General features: G+C 66.1%; 14 protein-coding genes. 1 reads left to right on the top strand and 13 read right to left on the bottom strand.

Annotation, left to right across the window (positions count from 1 at the left end; genetic code table 11):
- Nucleotides 1-3 precede the first annotated feature (3 nt).
- The 13 genes from AAC071_RS13695 to AAC071_RS13635 all read right to left on the bottom strand — a co-directional run bounded on the left by AAC071_RS13695 (nt 4) and on the right by AAC071_RS13635 (nt 11,820).
- On the bottom strand, nt 4-1,335 hold the full coding sequence (locus AAC071_RS13695) for a S41 family peptidase (protein WP_339833417.1): 1,332 nt from the start codon (nt 1,333-1,335) through the stop codon (nt 4-6).
- Nucleotides 1,336-2,676, bottom strand: a complete 1,341-nt coding sequence (locus tag AAC071_RS13690; RefSeq protein ID WP_339833414.1) for a peptidoglycan DD-metalloendopeptidase family protein — start codon at nt 2,674-2,676, stop codon at nt 1,336-1,338. It lies immediately after the preceding gene.
- Nucleotides 2,669-4,234, bottom strand: coding sequence for a hypothetical protein (locus AAC071_RS13685; RefSeq protein WP_339833413.1), 1,566 nt, complete (start codon nt 4,232-4,234; stop codon nt 2,669-2,671). Before AAC071_RS13685 ends, AAC071_RS13690 begins: the two co-directional genes overlap by 8 nt.
- A gap of 109 nt (nt 4,235-4,343) precedes the next feature.
- Nucleotides 4,344-4,826: a 23S rRNA (pseudouridine(1915)-N(3))-methyltransferase RlmH gene (gene rlmH, locus AAC071_RS13680; protein WP_339833411.1), complete on the bottom strand. Its 483-nt coding sequence runs from the start codon at nt 4,824-4,826 to the stop codon at nt 4,344-4,346.
- Nucleotides 4,827-4,906: 80 nt separating this feature from the next.
- Complete coding sequence (gene rsfS / locus AAC071_RS13675; protein WP_339833408.1) at nt 4,907-5,239, bottom strand: ribosome silencing factor; 333 nt, start codon at nt 5,237-5,239, stop codon at nt 4,907-4,909.
- Nucleotides 5,240-5,524: 285 nt separating this feature from the next.
- Nucleotides 5,525-6,157, bottom strand: a complete 633-nt coding sequence (locus AAC071_RS13670; RefSeq protein WP_339833406.1) for a nicotinate-nucleotide adenylyltransferase — start codon at nt 6,155-6,157, stop codon at nt 5,525-5,527.
- 13 nt (nt 6,158-6,170) lie between these two features.
- Nucleotides 6,171-7,460 carry a glutamate-5-semialdehyde dehydrogenase gene (locus AAC071_RS13665; RefSeq protein WP_339833404.1) on the bottom strand — a complete coding sequence of 430 codons (1,290 nt, stop codon included), beginning with the start codon at nt 7,458-7,460 and terminating at the stop codon, nt 6,171-6,173.
- A gap of 66 nt (nt 7,461-7,526) precedes the next feature.
- Entirely contained in the window at nt 7,527-8,648 is a 1,122-nt protein-coding gene (gene proB / locus AAC071_RS13660; protein ID WP_339833402.1) for a glutamate 5-kinase, read from the bottom strand.
- The gene (obgE, locus tag AAC071_RS13655) at nt 8,645-9,691 is read right to left on the bottom strand and encodes a GTPase ObgE (RefSeq protein WP_339833400.1); all 1,047 of its coding nucleotides are present in this window, start codon (nt 9,689-9,691) and stop codon (nt 8,645-8,647) included. The genes proB and obgE overlap by 4 nt, the downstream gene beginning before the upstream one ends.
- Nucleotide 9,692: 1 nt before the next feature.
- Complete coding sequence (locus AAC071_RS13650) at nt 9,693-10,217, bottom strand: GNAT family N-acetyltransferase (protein ID WP_339833397.1); 525 nt, start codon at nt 10,215-10,217, stop codon at nt 9,693-9,695.
- A gap of 109 nt (nt 10,218-10,326) precedes the next feature.
- Nucleotides 10,327-10,605 (bottom strand): 50S ribosomal protein L27, encoded by a 279-nt coding sequence (gene rpmA, locus AAC071_RS13645; RefSeq protein ID WP_339833394.1) that lies wholly within the window; start codon nt 10,603-10,605, stop codon nt 10,327-10,329.
- Between the two features lie 17 nt (nt 10,606-10,622).
- Nucleotides 10,623-10,934, bottom strand: a complete 312-nt coding sequence (gene rplU / locus AAC071_RS13640; RefSeq protein ID WP_339833392.1) for a 50S ribosomal protein L21 — start codon at nt 10,932-10,934, stop codon at nt 10,623-10,625.
- Between the two features lie 130 nt (nt 10,935-11,064).
- Nucleotides 11,065-11,820, bottom strand: a complete 756-nt coding sequence (locus tag AAC071_RS13635; protein WP_339833390.1) for a phosphatidylcholine/phosphatidylserine synthase — start codon at nt 11,818-11,820, stop codon at nt 11,065-11,067.
- A gap of 107 nt (nt 11,821-11,927) precedes the next feature.
- Between AAC071_RS13635 and AAC071_RS13630 the strand changes: the two genes are divergently transcribed.
- Complete coding sequence (locus AAC071_RS13630) at nt 11,928-12,377, top strand: GFA family protein (RefSeq protein ID WP_339833388.1); 450 nt, start codon at nt 11,928-11,930, stop codon at nt 12,375-12,377.
- Nucleotides 12,378-12,578: the final 201 nt, after the last annotated feature.

Here is a 12,578-nt window from a genome sequence, read left to right as displayed (position 1 = left end):
GTCTCAGTTGGCCATGGCGCTTGATGTCGTGCCGCTGATGAACGCCGCATCCTTGCGGGCGCCGTTCAGCAGATCGATGGCGTAGAGAAGCTGCCTGTCCTCGGCCTTGTCCGTCGGGACGAAGCTGTCGGAGCCACCCTGTTCCTCGCCTTCCTCCGCCGCGAGATGGCCCGGCAGGGCCGACTCGCCGATCGTGGCCGGCTTCTTCTTCGTCTCGTCGTCGGGATCGGTCTGCAGCACGATGATGTCCGGCTCGATGCCCTTGGCCTGGATCGAGCGGCCGGCCGGCGTGTAGTAACGTGCCGTCGTCAGGCGCAGTGCACCGTCCGAGCCGAGTGGAATGATGGTCTGCACCGATCCCTTGCCGAAGGAACGGGTTCCCAGCACGGTGGCGCGGCGATGATCCTGCAGCGCACCGGCAACGATTTCGGAGGCGCTGGCCGAACCGCCATTGATCAGCACAATGATCGGCTTTCCCTTGGTGATATCGCCCGAACGCGCATTGTAGCGTTGCGTGTCTTCCGAATGGCGGCCGCGCGTCGAGACGATCTCGCCGCCCTCGATGAAGTCGTCGCTGACCGTGATGGCCTGATCGAGCAGTCCGCCCGGATTGTTGCGCATGTCGAGAATGTAGCCCTTCAGGCGCGCCTGACCGATCTCCTTCGACAGTTCGTTGATCGCCTTGCCCAGCAGGTCGGATGTCTGCTCGTTGAAGGAGGTGATGCGGATATAGCCGATGTCGCCTTCGCGATTGTGGCGAACCGACTTGATGGTGATGATGGCGCGTGTCAGCTTCACTTCGAAGGGCTCGTCAGTGCCCTTGCGGATGACGGTCAGCGTCACCGACGAATTGGCCGGTCCGCGCATCTTGTCGACGGCGTCGCTCAAGGTCATGCCGAGGATCGGCGTGCCGTCGATATGCGTGATGTAGTCGTTGGGGCGCATGCCGGCGCGGCTGGCCGGCGTGTCGTCGATCGGCGTCACCACCTTGACGAAACCGTTCTCCATCGTCACCTCGATGCCGAGGCCGCCGAACTCGCCGCGCGTCTGCACCTGCATGTCGCGGAAGGTCTTGGGGGTCATGTAGCTCGAATGCGGATCGAGCGAGGTCAGCATGCCGTTAATGGCCGACTCGACCAGCTTGGAATCGTCGGTCGGTTCGACATAGTCGGCGCGGACGCGCTCGAAGACGTCGCCGAACAGGTTCAATTGACGATAGGTGTTCTGGTCGTTGGCATAGGCCGCGGAATTCAGCACCCCCGGCTGCAAGGCCAGAACGGTGCCGACCGACAGGCATATGCCGACGGCGAAGCCGGCGAAAACAGACTTGTTCATTTACCCACTTGCCTTCTTGTCACTCATCGTCAGCCATGGTCGAGGATCGATCGGGCTGCCGTCTTTCCGGATTTCGATATAGAGAGCGGGACCGCGGCCCGGTATCCCGTCCCGTCGCGCTTGGTCGTTCCGTGCGGCCGGATCGTCGCTGGAGGGCGATGACCCCATCGTGCCGATGGGTTCGCCGGCAAGGATACTCTGGCCCACCGCACCGTCAATTCGCGTCATGCCTGCCAGCAGCACATGGTACCCTTCGCCCACCGATATGATCAAGAGTTGGCCATATCGGCGAAATGGCCCCGCATATGAGATTCTACCGTCAAAAGGGGCAATAATGTGTGCATCGGGGCGCGTTTCGATGGTCAATCCCTGACTGGTGCCGCCCAGATCGTCCGGCGCGCCATAGGCCCTGACGATACGCCCGGCGGCCGGCGGGCGGATCAGTCCCCTGGCATCCGAGAAGCGCCGCGAGGAGGGGATGGCGGGCGGCTCCGAAGGCGGCCGCAGCACGGCCGTCCGGGTCTCGGCCGGCGCGGCGGCGGGTGGCGGCGACGCCGGCTGTGCCGGCGGGTCCGGGCGGATTTCGGGCCGGTGCATCGGCAGCCGGGCCACGGCGCCGGCCTCCAGGCGCGCAATCAGGTCGGTCAGGTCGGTGGCCTGGCGCGACAGGCGTTCGGCGCGGGCCTGTTCGCTTTCGGCGGCTTCGCTCAGTTTCGCCTGTTGCTCGAGCTTGCGCTGAAGCAATGCTTCGAGCGCGGTTCGCTCGCTTTCGAGCAATGTCTTCGTTTCGCCGAGTGTTTCGCGTTCCGCCAGAATTTCCTGGCGCAACCGCGTCAGTTCCTCGAGGCGCTGACGCAACTCGGCAGCTTCGGCCTGGAGTTCGGGCACGGCAGCGCCGAGCAGCATGGCGCTCCGGGCCGAGGTCAGCGCGTCGTCGGGGCGCACGGCCAGGGCCGGCGGCGGTTGCCGGTCGAGACGGGTCAGTGCTGCCAGCAGTTCGGCCATGGCGGCGCGGCGGCGTTCGAGCTGCACGGTGACATCGGCTTCCGCGATCCGCAGGCCCTGCAACCGGTCCTCGGAGGCCGAGACGTCGGCCTCGCGCGACTGCACGCGTGCGGCCGTTTCGATCAGCGCGCGGCGGACTTCCTCGGCCTCGCGGCGGGCGGCTTCGGATTGAAGCTCAAGGGCCTTCTGTTTCTCGATGCTCGATTCGATCTGCCGCTGAAGCGCGTCGAGCGCGGCCGGTTCGGCGGTTTCGGCACGGACGCCATGCAGCCCGCTCGCGCCCAGTGCCGCCGCCAGCAGCAGCATGGCCGACGGCCTGTGCGTGAAGTCAGGCACTGATCCGGCTCTGCGCTTGGCTTGCGGCCAGCAGCGAGCGGCCGGTCATCTCGGGCGGCGCTCGCAGGCCGAGAAGCGCGAGCAGCGTCGGCGCGACATCGGCCAGCGCGCCATTGCCCAGATGCTGGCCGGGTGCGCCGCCGGCAAGAACAAAGGGCACGTCCGAGGCCGTCGTTGCGCGCCAGGGGCCGCCGGTTTCCGGATCGATCATCAACTCGGCCTTGCCATAGGTGCCGCAAAGCGCCAGCACGCCGCCGCGCTTTTCGATCTGTGCCGCAATCTTGCCGAGACATTTGTCGACGGCCTCGATGGCGGCGATGGTCGCGCGCATGTTGCCGGTGCGTCCCAGTATTGCGGCATTGGCAAATTCGACGACGATCACATCGCGGTCGCGTGCCTTGAGGGCCGCGAGGACCTCGCCGGTCAACGCGGCCGAGGCCATTTCGGGGCGCTTCTCGAGACGCGCCGGCGTATCGGCTACCAGCACGGATTCGCCCGGCAGAAGCGAGCGTGGGCCGCCGCGGGCAAAATTCCAGAGATTGCTTTCGGCCGCCGTCTCGGTAAGCACGAGCTGCGTCTGTCCGCCGCGCGCCAGCACATCGGCGAAGCTGGTGTCGAAGGTGGCGTTCACGTAGAGCGCCTCGACCGTGTCGCCGAGCGGCCGGTCCAGCCGGACCAGCGAAGAGACGCCGCAAAGGGAAGGCGCGCGTTGCGCGAGGCCGGCCGTCACCGGATCCAGCAGCGCGCTCATCAATGGAAGGGCATCGTTCGGTTGCAGGTTGACCAGCAACAAGGCGTCGTCCTGGCGTATGCCGCGATAGCCGGCGGCAATGGCCGGCGGGACAGCGTCATCGTTCAGGCCCTTGCGGTAGCATTGATCGAGATAGGCGGTCGGATACTCGGCCAGCGGCGCCTCGGCTTCGGCCATTGCGCGCCAGGTGGCCGCCAGCGCCGCCGGATCGGTCATGTCGTCAAAACCGAAGGTGCGGCCCATCACGCTGGCAAGCGTCGCATTTCCGGCACCCGCGATGTCGTCGAGAAATTCGGCCAGATGTTCGATGCCGCTTTGCGGCCGCGTGTCCTGACCGTCCATGATCGCGTGAACCCAGACCCTGACACCCTCATGGCTCAGCAGCGCCGCCAGCACGGCCAGATGGCGTTGCTGTCCGGCGATACCCGAAGGCGTCACCATGCCGACCAGATGTATCGCACCGCCCAGCGGCCTGACGCGGGCCACAAGCCGCTGCAGTGTCGGATGGGCGGCGAGACCGGCGGCGCCGTTGCCGTGAAGGCGGCGCGCGATGGCGGTTGCCGTCTGTTCGACAACGCGGCCCGCGCCCAGCGTTGCATAGGCCGCCTGCGCATAGGCGGCGCGGCCGGGCGCAAGGCCGATCGCATCGCCCGACGCGGCCAGCAAGGCATGCGGCGATGTAGCCGCCAGACGGTCGTAGATCGGCGTCCGCGCCAGTGCGATCGCGTTCGCGTCACGCTCCGCCCGGACGCCCCAGCCGTCCAGCAGCGCCAGAACAAGAGGTCGAACGCCGGTCATTGAGCTCATGATGATCCAGAAAATACGTCCGCAATCGAACGTCGAATCGCCGCGCCCTCGGCGAGCGGGTTGTCAAATTAGTGCATGCGCCACAGGGTGTCCACTTGGCAGGCGTGGCTCAGGCGCGATGATAGGGATGGCCGGAAAGAATCGTTGCCGCGCGGTAAAGCTGTTCGGCCAGCATCACCCGTGCCAGCATGTGCGGCCATGTCGCTGGGCCGAAGGCGAGGATATGGGCCGCACTGTCGCGGATCTCCGGCGCAAGTCCGCCGGCCCCGCCGATCAGGAAGGCGACATCCGAGACGCCGCCATCGCGCCAGTCGCCGAGACGCCTGGCGAACGCCGCGCTCGGCTCGGCGCGGCCGCGTTCGTCGAGCGCCACGATCGTCGCGCCTTTCGCGATCGCCGCGCGCAGCAATTCGCCTTCGCGGATCTTCAGGGGGGCAGGTTCGAGACGGCGCTTCTCCTCGACCTCGATCAGCGGGGCGGCCGTGATGCCGATGCCGCGCCCGGTCGCATCGAGGCGCGCGAGATAGTCGTCGAGAAGCTGCTTTTCCGGTCCGGCCCGCAGCCGGCCCACGGCACATATCTGAAGACGCATGAACTCCCCCGTCCGGCCCGGCGCCGGTCAATAGCGGACGCGGGGAGAAGCGCAGGATGCGGTCGTGAGGGTGTGTTGCCTCAGACGGCCTGCTGATCGGCCGGAATATCGGCCGACCACATCTTCTCCAGCTTGTAGAACTCGCGCACCTCCGGCCGGAAGACGTGGATCAGCACGTCGCCGCCGTCGATGAGCACCCAGTCGCCCTGTTTCATGCCCTCGACCTGCGAGGTACCGAAGCCCGCCTCCTTCAGGCGGCGGACGAGATGGTCGGCCACGGCGCCGACATGGCGCTGCGAACGGCCGCTCGCCACCACCATGTGATCGGCGATGGGCGTCTTTCCGGCGAGGTCGATGGCAACCACGTCTTCCGCCTTGTCCTCATCGAGGCTCTCGAGCACCAGCGCAAGCATGGCGGACGATTTTTCGGCGGCGGCGGTTTTCGAGGAGGTCTGGGCCGTTCTTTCCCCTGCCGCCGCGGCGGCTTTCGGGGATTTCTTCGCTGCGGGGCGCTTGGCGCCGCCGCCCTGCCTTGCGGCAGTTGCCCTTGCGGGCTGACGCTGGACCTTGCGGTCCGTTGATTGACTGGTCAGGAACAGGCTCCTTGTTCTGGTGACTTACACAGGGCCCATGTCCGATGCCGGACACCGGCATGACGAGAATAGGGTTCGCAGGCCCCAAGTTCAATGACCGGATTTTCAAGCTTCCACGACAGCCGGGCCCGGGCGCCCCTGCCAGCCGCCGCGGCGGCGGATTTCGGTTGCCGACTGGCGGCTTTCCGGCCCTTCGAGAAAGACCAGCGCCGGCGGTTCGCGGCCCGCCAGCAGGCGGCCGTCGCTGGCATCGAGCCTGTGCGCGCGCAGCGCGGCCGCCGCCGGCGAGAGGCGCGCCTTCAGCGTGAAGCCCGGGCGCGGATAAACGGCGATCGGCGCGAGGGTCGCGATCTCGCGCCAGCGCCGCCAGCGCGGCAATTCGATCATGTTGTCGGCGCCCATCAACCAGACGAAGCGAATGTCGGGATGACGTTCGGCGAGCGCTGCCAGCGTGTCGACCGTATAGCGCGTGCCGAGACGCGTTTCGATGTCCGATACGCAGATGTGCGGATCGCGCGCCATCGCTTCGGCCGAGGCGAAGCGGTCGGCGAAAGCGGCCATGCCGTCCTGCGGCTTCAGCGGATTCTGCGGCGAGACCAGCCACCAGACGCGGTCGAGCTGAAGCGCGCGCAGGCACATCCGCGTTACATGCAGATGGCCCTCATGTGCCGGATTGAACGAGCCCCCCAGCAGGCCGACCTTCAGGCCCGGCATCAGCAGCTCGCAACGCCGCGTCATGTGCGATCGTCTCTCAGGGCCGCACCTGGCCGTTGCCGCGCACCGCATATTTGAAACTTGTCAACTGCTCGACGCCGACCGGCCCGCGCGCATGGAACTTGCCGGTGGCAATGCCGATCTCGGCCCCCATGCCGAACTCGCCGCCATCGGCAAACTGGGTCGAGGCGTTGTGCAGCAGAATGGCGCTGTCGACGGTGGCGAGGAAGCGCTCGGCGGTTGCCGCGTTCCCGGTCACGATCGCCTCGGTATGGGCCGAACCGTATCTGGCGATATGCGCCATTGCGGCCTCGACGTCCTTCACCACCCGTACCGCGATGATCGCGTCGAGATATTCGGTGTACCAGTCCTCTTCGGTCGCAGGCCTGACGCGGCTGTCGACGGCCTGTGTGGCGGTGTCGCCGCGCACCTCGCAGCCTGCGGCCAGCAATGCTTCGACCAGCGGCTTCAGATGCGTTGCGGCACAGGCCGCGTCGACCAGCAGCGTTTCGGCCGCGCCGCAAATGCCGGTGCGCCGCATTTTCGAATTGAGCACGATGTTGCGCGCCATATCGAGATCGGCGTCACGGTCGACATAGACGTGGCAGACGCCTTCGAGATGGGCGAAGACCGGCACGCGCGCCTCGTCCTGCACGCGGGCAACGAGGCTCTTGCCGCCGCGCGGCACGATCACGTCGAGATTGCCGTCGAGCCCGCGCAGCATTTCGCCGACGGCGGCGCGGTCGGAAACCGGCACCAGCTGGATCGTCGCCTCGGGCAGGCCGGTGGCGATGATGCCTTCGAGCAGTGAGGCGTGAATTGCCTTGCTGGAGCGCAGCGCTTCCGAGCCGCCGCGCAGGATCGCGGCGTTGCCCGACTTCAGACAGAGCGCGCCGGCATCCGCCGTTACGTTGGGGCGGCTTTCATAGATGATGCCGATGACGCCGAGGGGCACGCGCACGCGTTCGATATGCAGGCCGTTGGGGCGGTCCCATTCGGCGATCTTCGCACCGACGGGATCGGGCAGGGCGGCGATATCTTCCAGCGCGCGGGCAATTGCCTCGACGCGCTTCGTGTCGAGCGTCAGGCGATCGATCATGGCCGGTGCGAGACCGTTCTTCACCGCATCGGCGACATCGTCTGCATTGGCGGTCAGAATATCGTCGACATTGGCGCGCACGGCCATGGCGGCGGCCAGCAGCGCGGCGTCCTTCTGTTTGGTCGGTACGCGCGCCAGTGCCGTCGCGGCGTCGCGCGCGGCGCGGCCGATCCCGGCCATCAGGGCGGCGACGTCCTGCCGGTCTGCGTTGATCTTGACGATCGTCATGGGGTCATCCCCTTCTGCTGCGCGCCCTCTGGAGTATTTCAGGCGGGTGCGCCGGTTTCAACGGTCTCAGCCCTTCTTCAGCACCAGATCGTCGCGATGGATCATTTCGGTGCGGCCCGAATAGCCCAGCAGCTCCTCGATTTCGCCGCTCGAATGGCCGGCAATCCGCCGCGCATCGTCGCTCGAATAGGCGACGAGGCCGCTGGCGATTTCACGGCCGGCCTGATCGCGCACGCTGACCGCGTCGCCGCGATCGAACAGGCCCTCGACACTGGCGACGCCGGCGGGCAGCAGGCTGCGGCCCTGCATCAGCGCCTTGACCGCGCCGTCGTCGATCACCAGCGTGCCGAGGCTTTTCAGCGAGCCCGAGATCCAGCGTTTGCGCGCCGCATAGGGCGTCGAATGGGCGGCGAACCAGGTGCAGCGCGCGCCGTCCTCGACGGCCTTCAACGGGTGAAGGCCGCGCCCGTCGATGATCGCCATGCGGGCGCCGCCTTCGGTCGCGATGCGGGCGGCGGCGAGTTTCGTCTTCATGCCGCCGCGCGAATATTCGCTGGCGGCACCGCCGGCCATGGCCTCGATCTCCGGCGTGATGTCGGCGACCTCGGAAAGATGCGTTGCACCCGGAAGATGCGGCGGTGCGGTGTAGAGGCCGTCGACATCGGACAGCAGCACCAGACAGTCGGCCGACATCATGCTGGCGACGCGCGCGGCGAGGCGGTCATTGTCGCCATAGCGGATCTCGGTGGTTGCCACCGTGTCGTTCTCGTTGATGACCGGTACTGCGCCGAGCTTCAACAGTGTCGAGATGGTCGAGCGCGCATTGAGATAGCGGCGGCGCTCCTCGGTGTCTTCCAGCGTCACCAGAATTTGCGCGCAGGAATGGCCATAGGCCGAGAGCATTTCCTGAAAGGCATGGGCAAGGCTGATCTGGCCGACGGCGGCGGCCGCCTGGCTTTCCTCCAGTTTCAGCTTGCCGGGCGCGAGCTTCAGCGCGCGGCGGCCAAGCGCGATGGCGCCCGAGGAAACGATCAGCACTTCCTGGCCGCGGCCGCGCATCCGCGCCACGTCCTCGACCAGCGCCTGCAGCCAGGTGCGGTTGAGCTTGCCGGTTTCGGCATCGGTCAGCAGCGCCGAGCCGATCTTCACGACGATGCGTTGTGCCTTGGCGAGATATGACGCGCTCATGGCTGCCAGCCCTCTTCTTCCTCGTCCTTCTTGCCGGCCGCGCCTTCGGCGGCGCGGTTCCTGGTGATCGCATCGGCGACAAGCCGCAGAACGGCCGTCACGCCCTCGCCCGAAACGCCGGACAGCAGATGCACCTTGCGGCCGCTTGCCGCTTCGAGTTGCCGCTTCCTTTCGGCGCGGTCCGCGTCGGACAGCGCATCGGCCTTGTTGAGGCAGAGGATCTCGGGCTTGTTCTCGAGGCCCGCACCATAGGCCTCGATCTCGCCGCGAATGACCTCATAGGCATCCGCCACATCTTCCTGCGTGCCGTCGACCAGATGGATCAGGATGCTGCAGCGTTCGAGATGGCCGAGAAACCGGTCGCCCAACCCTGCACCTTCATGCGCGCCTTCGATCAGGCCGGGAATGTCGGCCAGCACGAAGCTGCGCGTATCGACGGTGACGACGCCGAGGCCGGGATTGAGCGTGGTGAAGGGATAGTCGGCGATCTTCGGCTTCGCCGCGCTGACGGCGGCCAGAAAGGTCGACTTGCCGGCATTGGGCAGGCCGACGAGCCCCGCATCGGCGATCAGCTTCAGCCGCAGGATGACGATCTTCTCGATGCCTTCCTGTCCGGGATTGGCGCGGCGCGGCGCCTGATTGGTCGAACTCTTGAAATAGGCATTGCCGAAGCCGCCATTGCCGCCCTTGGCAAGCACGATGCGCTGGCCCACCTCGGTCAGGTCGGCGATCAACGTTTCCCCATCTTCCTCGAGCACCTGCGTACCGGCCGGCACCTTCAGCACCACGTCGGCGCCATTGGCGCCCGAGCGGTTCTTGCCCATGCCATGCATGCCGGTCTTGGCCCTGAAATGCTGCTGGAAGCGATAATCGATCAGCGTATTGAGACCCTCGACGCATTCGACGATCACGTCGCCGCCCCGGCCGCCATCGCCGCCGTCGGGACCGCCATACTCGATGAACTTCTCGCGCCGGAAGCTCACCGCGCCCGCCCCGCCATTGCCCGATCGGACATGGATCTTCGCCTGGTCGAGAAATTTCATCCTACACGTCCGTTCGCGCCAGCCGCATGGTCAGGCAATGCACGCGTTCGCGCCGCGCCTCGCACCAGCGATGCTCCTCGCCAGTATAGCGGAAGCCGAGTTTGGTCAGTACGCGGCCCGAGGCGTGGTTCTCGGCGAAATGGCCCGAGATCACCGTTGCCGCGCCGAAGCGTTCGATGGCGGCAGCAAGCACGGCTGCCGCCGCTTCGCTGGCAAGCCCGCGGTTCCACCAGGGTTCGCCGATCCAGTAGCCCAGCTCATGCGTGCCATCGGCATGGGACTGCAGGCCGCAGGCACCGACGGCGTCACCATCGAGATCGACCGCATAAGTGAATTCTTCGCCATCGGCACGCAGCGCCGTCTGTTTGCCGATCCACTGATGCGCCATGTCGAGCGTGTAGGGAAAGGGCATGCGGGCGAGCATCCGGGCGACATTCCAGTTGTTGGCGAGTGCGGCCAGCCTTTCGGCATCGTCCGTCTGCAGCGGCCGCAGCAACAATCTTTCCGTTTTCAGCTCTTCCTGCATCGGGGAATTCCTTCCAACCCCGAAAGGGCACGAAAAAAGGGAGATGGCGGCCCATCTCCCTTTCGTATTTCGATGGTCGCCACCTTGCGAGGTGGCGTTCACCCCGCGATCAATCCGCCGCGTTCGACGGCATCGCCGCCGGGACGACCGACACGAAGGCGCGGCCGTTCTTGCGCTTGCGGAACTCGACGGTGCCCTCGCGGGTCGCGAAAATCGTGTGGTCCTTGCCGATGCCGACATTGTCGCCCGGATGCACCTTGGTGCCGCGCTGACGCACAAGGATGTTGCCGGGGATGACGCTCTCGCCGCCGAACTTCTTGACGCCGAGACGGCGGCCGGCGCTGTCGCGACCGTTGCGGGAGGAACCGCCTGCCTTTTTGTGAGCCATGTCTTACTCCCTGCCGATCAGCCGGCGATATCGAGGATCCTGACCAGCGTCAGGTCCTGGCGGTGGCCGTTCTTGCGGCGATAATTCTGACGCCGGCGCTTCTTGAAGATCGTCAGCTTCGGACCGCGGGTCTGGTCGACCACTTCGGCCTTCACCGAGGCGCCCGCGACCAGCGGGCTGCCGACTTTCGGCGCGCCTTCGCCGCCGACCATCAGCACTTCGCCGAGATCGACCTTGTCGCCGGCCTTTGCTTCGATCTTCTCGATCTCGAGAAGATCGTCCTTTGCGACCTTGTATTGTTTGCCGCCGGTCCGGATGACTGCGAACATCGCTTAACCCACCATGTAACGAAAAAAGCCCGACGCGCCGCCCTTGAAAGCGGCACGGGCCGAATTGGCGGGCAATATACAGGGGGACGATGCCCTGTCAAGCCACGGAAGAGCTTGATTTCAGGGCTTTTCAGCCGCTTTTGAGGTCGCTGGCCGTGCGTCGGACGCAGAGGCCCAGAAAATAGAGCGAGCTGGCCCAGAAGCCCCAGAAAGCCGCCGGGGCGGCCTCGGCGGGGGGGCGGCCCGGGCCGCTGGCCAGCACCAGCCAGAAGGCCAGACCGGCCCAGAGGGCCGTCACGGCCAGTGTCAGGGGCCGCAGCGCCTCGACCCGGAAGGGGTGGACGAATTTCAGCGGCACGAAGGTCAGGATGCCGAGCCCCGCGATCACGGCGAGATTGAGCCAGGGGCCGCTGCCGGCGATGAAGAAATAGAGCACCACCAGGTTCCAGACCGCCGGAAAACCCGAAAAATAGTTGTCCCTGGTCTTCATCTCGCGATTGCCGAAGCAATAGAGCGAGGTCGTCATGATGAAGGCGGCGGCCGGGATCTCCCAGCCGGGCGGCACCATGCCGAAACGGTAGATCAGCAGCGCCGGGATCACCGTATAGGTCAGATAGTCGATCACGAGGTCGAGCACGGCGCCGTCGAAGCGGGGCGCATATTCGCTGACACGGACCTTGCGGGCCATCGGCCCGTCGAACCCGTCGATGATCAGGGCTGCGCCCAGCCAGAGCAGGGCGAGCCGCAGGTCGCCGGCGATCAGCGCCGCGATTGCCAGCAGGCCGGTGACGACGCCGGACGCCGTGAAGGCATGGACGGCCCAGGCCGCCGCCACACGGGCTTTCGGTTTCGGATGATCGTCGGGGTCTGCCTCGGTGCCATTCATCCGTTCAGTCTAGCAGCCTGTGCGATTCCTGCCTAAGCCCGCTTCGGGCGGGTCGTCCCTCCGTTTGAAATTCCAGGCGAACCACGGCCGTCACGCTTGCGGAGTTGATGGCAGGCGTTCAATCTTGCCAGATGATCCGGGAAGCCAGCTGCCATTGCGGGAAGCTTGCGCTCCGCTGCAGCGGTGAGCCGGCGAAGATTTCTCTCTGCCACTGCTTCGACTGCCAGCGACGGACCGGCTCGCTGTTCAGCGTGGCGGCCTTTTATCCACGGGCCGCTGTGGAGATCATCCAGGGCAATGCGAAAGGATTCCGCCGCCATTCCGCCAGCGGGTTCGACGTGACGTTTCATTTCTGCCCGGAATGCGGTTCGAATCTCTGGTGGGAAGCCGATCGTCTGCCAGACCTTGTGGGTGTGGCAGTGGGTTCGTTTGCCGACCGCAATTTTCCTGTGCCCGAGCAGGTGGTCTGGGCCGAGGAGAAACATCACTGGCTGCAGCTTCCAGCGGAACTACCCTCTCATGCGCAAAATCCCCCCCAGGCCATTCCACGCAAATAGCTGACCCCAAACCGCGGCAAAAATTCAGACTGAGACAATACCTTCGGGCGCGGCGGGCGATCGAGGCTTGTGTCGGGCCCACTCCGCGTTTACATTCCGCGCCGTTTCGACCATACGGACGGCCTCAACGGTCCCGTCCGTCCTCTGCGGAGAGGTGGCTGAGTGGTTGAAAGTACCGCACTCGAAATGCGGCGTACTCGC

The sequence above is a fragment of the uncultured Parvibaculum sp. genome (genome assembly GCF_963975745.1).
Classification (GTDB): Bacteria; Pseudomonadota; Alphaproteobacteria; order Parvibaculales; family Parvibaculaceae; genus Parvibaculum.
Note: the sequence above shows the minus strand (reverse complement) of the source record. Positions and strands in the feature narration are given on the sequence as shown.

Excerpts from the sequence above, each read along its gene's own strand:
- AAC071_RS13695 (WP_339833417.1), bottom strand. The coding sequence starts at position 1,335 with ATGAACAAGTCTGTTTTCGCCGGCTTCGCCGTCGGCATATGCCTGTCG.
- AAC071_RS13685 (WP_339833413.1), bottom strand. The coding sequence starts at position 4,234 with ATGAGCTCAATGACCGGCGTTCGACCTCTTGTTCTGGCGCTGCTGGAC.
- rlmH (WP_339833411.1), bottom strand. The coding sequence starts at position 4,826 with ATGCGTCTTCAGATATGTGCCGTGGGCCGGCTGCGGGCCGGACCGGAA.
- rsfS (WP_339833408.1), bottom strand. The coding sequence starts at position 5,239 with ATGCTTGCGCTGGTGCTCGAGAGCCTCGATGAGGACAAGGCGGAAGAC.
- AAC071_RS13670 (WP_339833406.1), bottom strand. The coding sequence starts at position 6,157 with ATGACGCGGCGTTGCGAGCTGCTGATGCCGGGCCTGAAGGTCGGCCTG.
- AAC071_RS13665 (WP_339833404.1), bottom strand. The coding sequence starts at position 7,460 with ATGACGATCGTCAAGATCAACGCAGACCGGCAGGACGTCGCCGCCCTG.
- proB (WP_339833402.1), bottom strand. The coding sequence starts at position 8,648 with ATGAGCGCGTCATATCTCGCCAAGGCACAACGCATCGTCGTGAAGATC.
- obgE (WP_339833400.1), bottom strand. The coding sequence starts at position 9,691 with ATGAAATTTCTCGACCAGGCGAAGATCCATGTCCGATCGGGCAATGGC.
- AAC071_RS13650 (WP_339833397.1), bottom strand. The coding sequence starts at position 10,217 with ATGCAGGAAGAGCTGAAAACGGAAAGATTGTTGCTGCGGCCGCTGCAG.
- rpmA (WP_339833394.1), bottom strand. The coding sequence starts at position 10,605 with ATGGCTCACAAAAAGGCAGGCGGTTCCTCCCGCAACGGTCGCGACAGC.
- rplU (WP_339833392.1), bottom strand. The coding sequence starts at position 10,934 with ATGTTCGCAGTCATCCGGACCGGCGGCAAACAATACAAGGTCGCAAAG.
- AAC071_RS13635 (WP_339833390.1), bottom strand. The coding sequence starts at position 11,820 with ATGAATGGCACCGAGGCAGACCCCGACGATCATCCGAAACCGAAAGCC.
- AAC071_RS13630 (WP_339833388.1), top strand. The coding sequence starts at position 11,928 with ATGGCAGGCGTTCAATCTTGCCAGATGATCCGGGAAGCCAGCTGCCAT.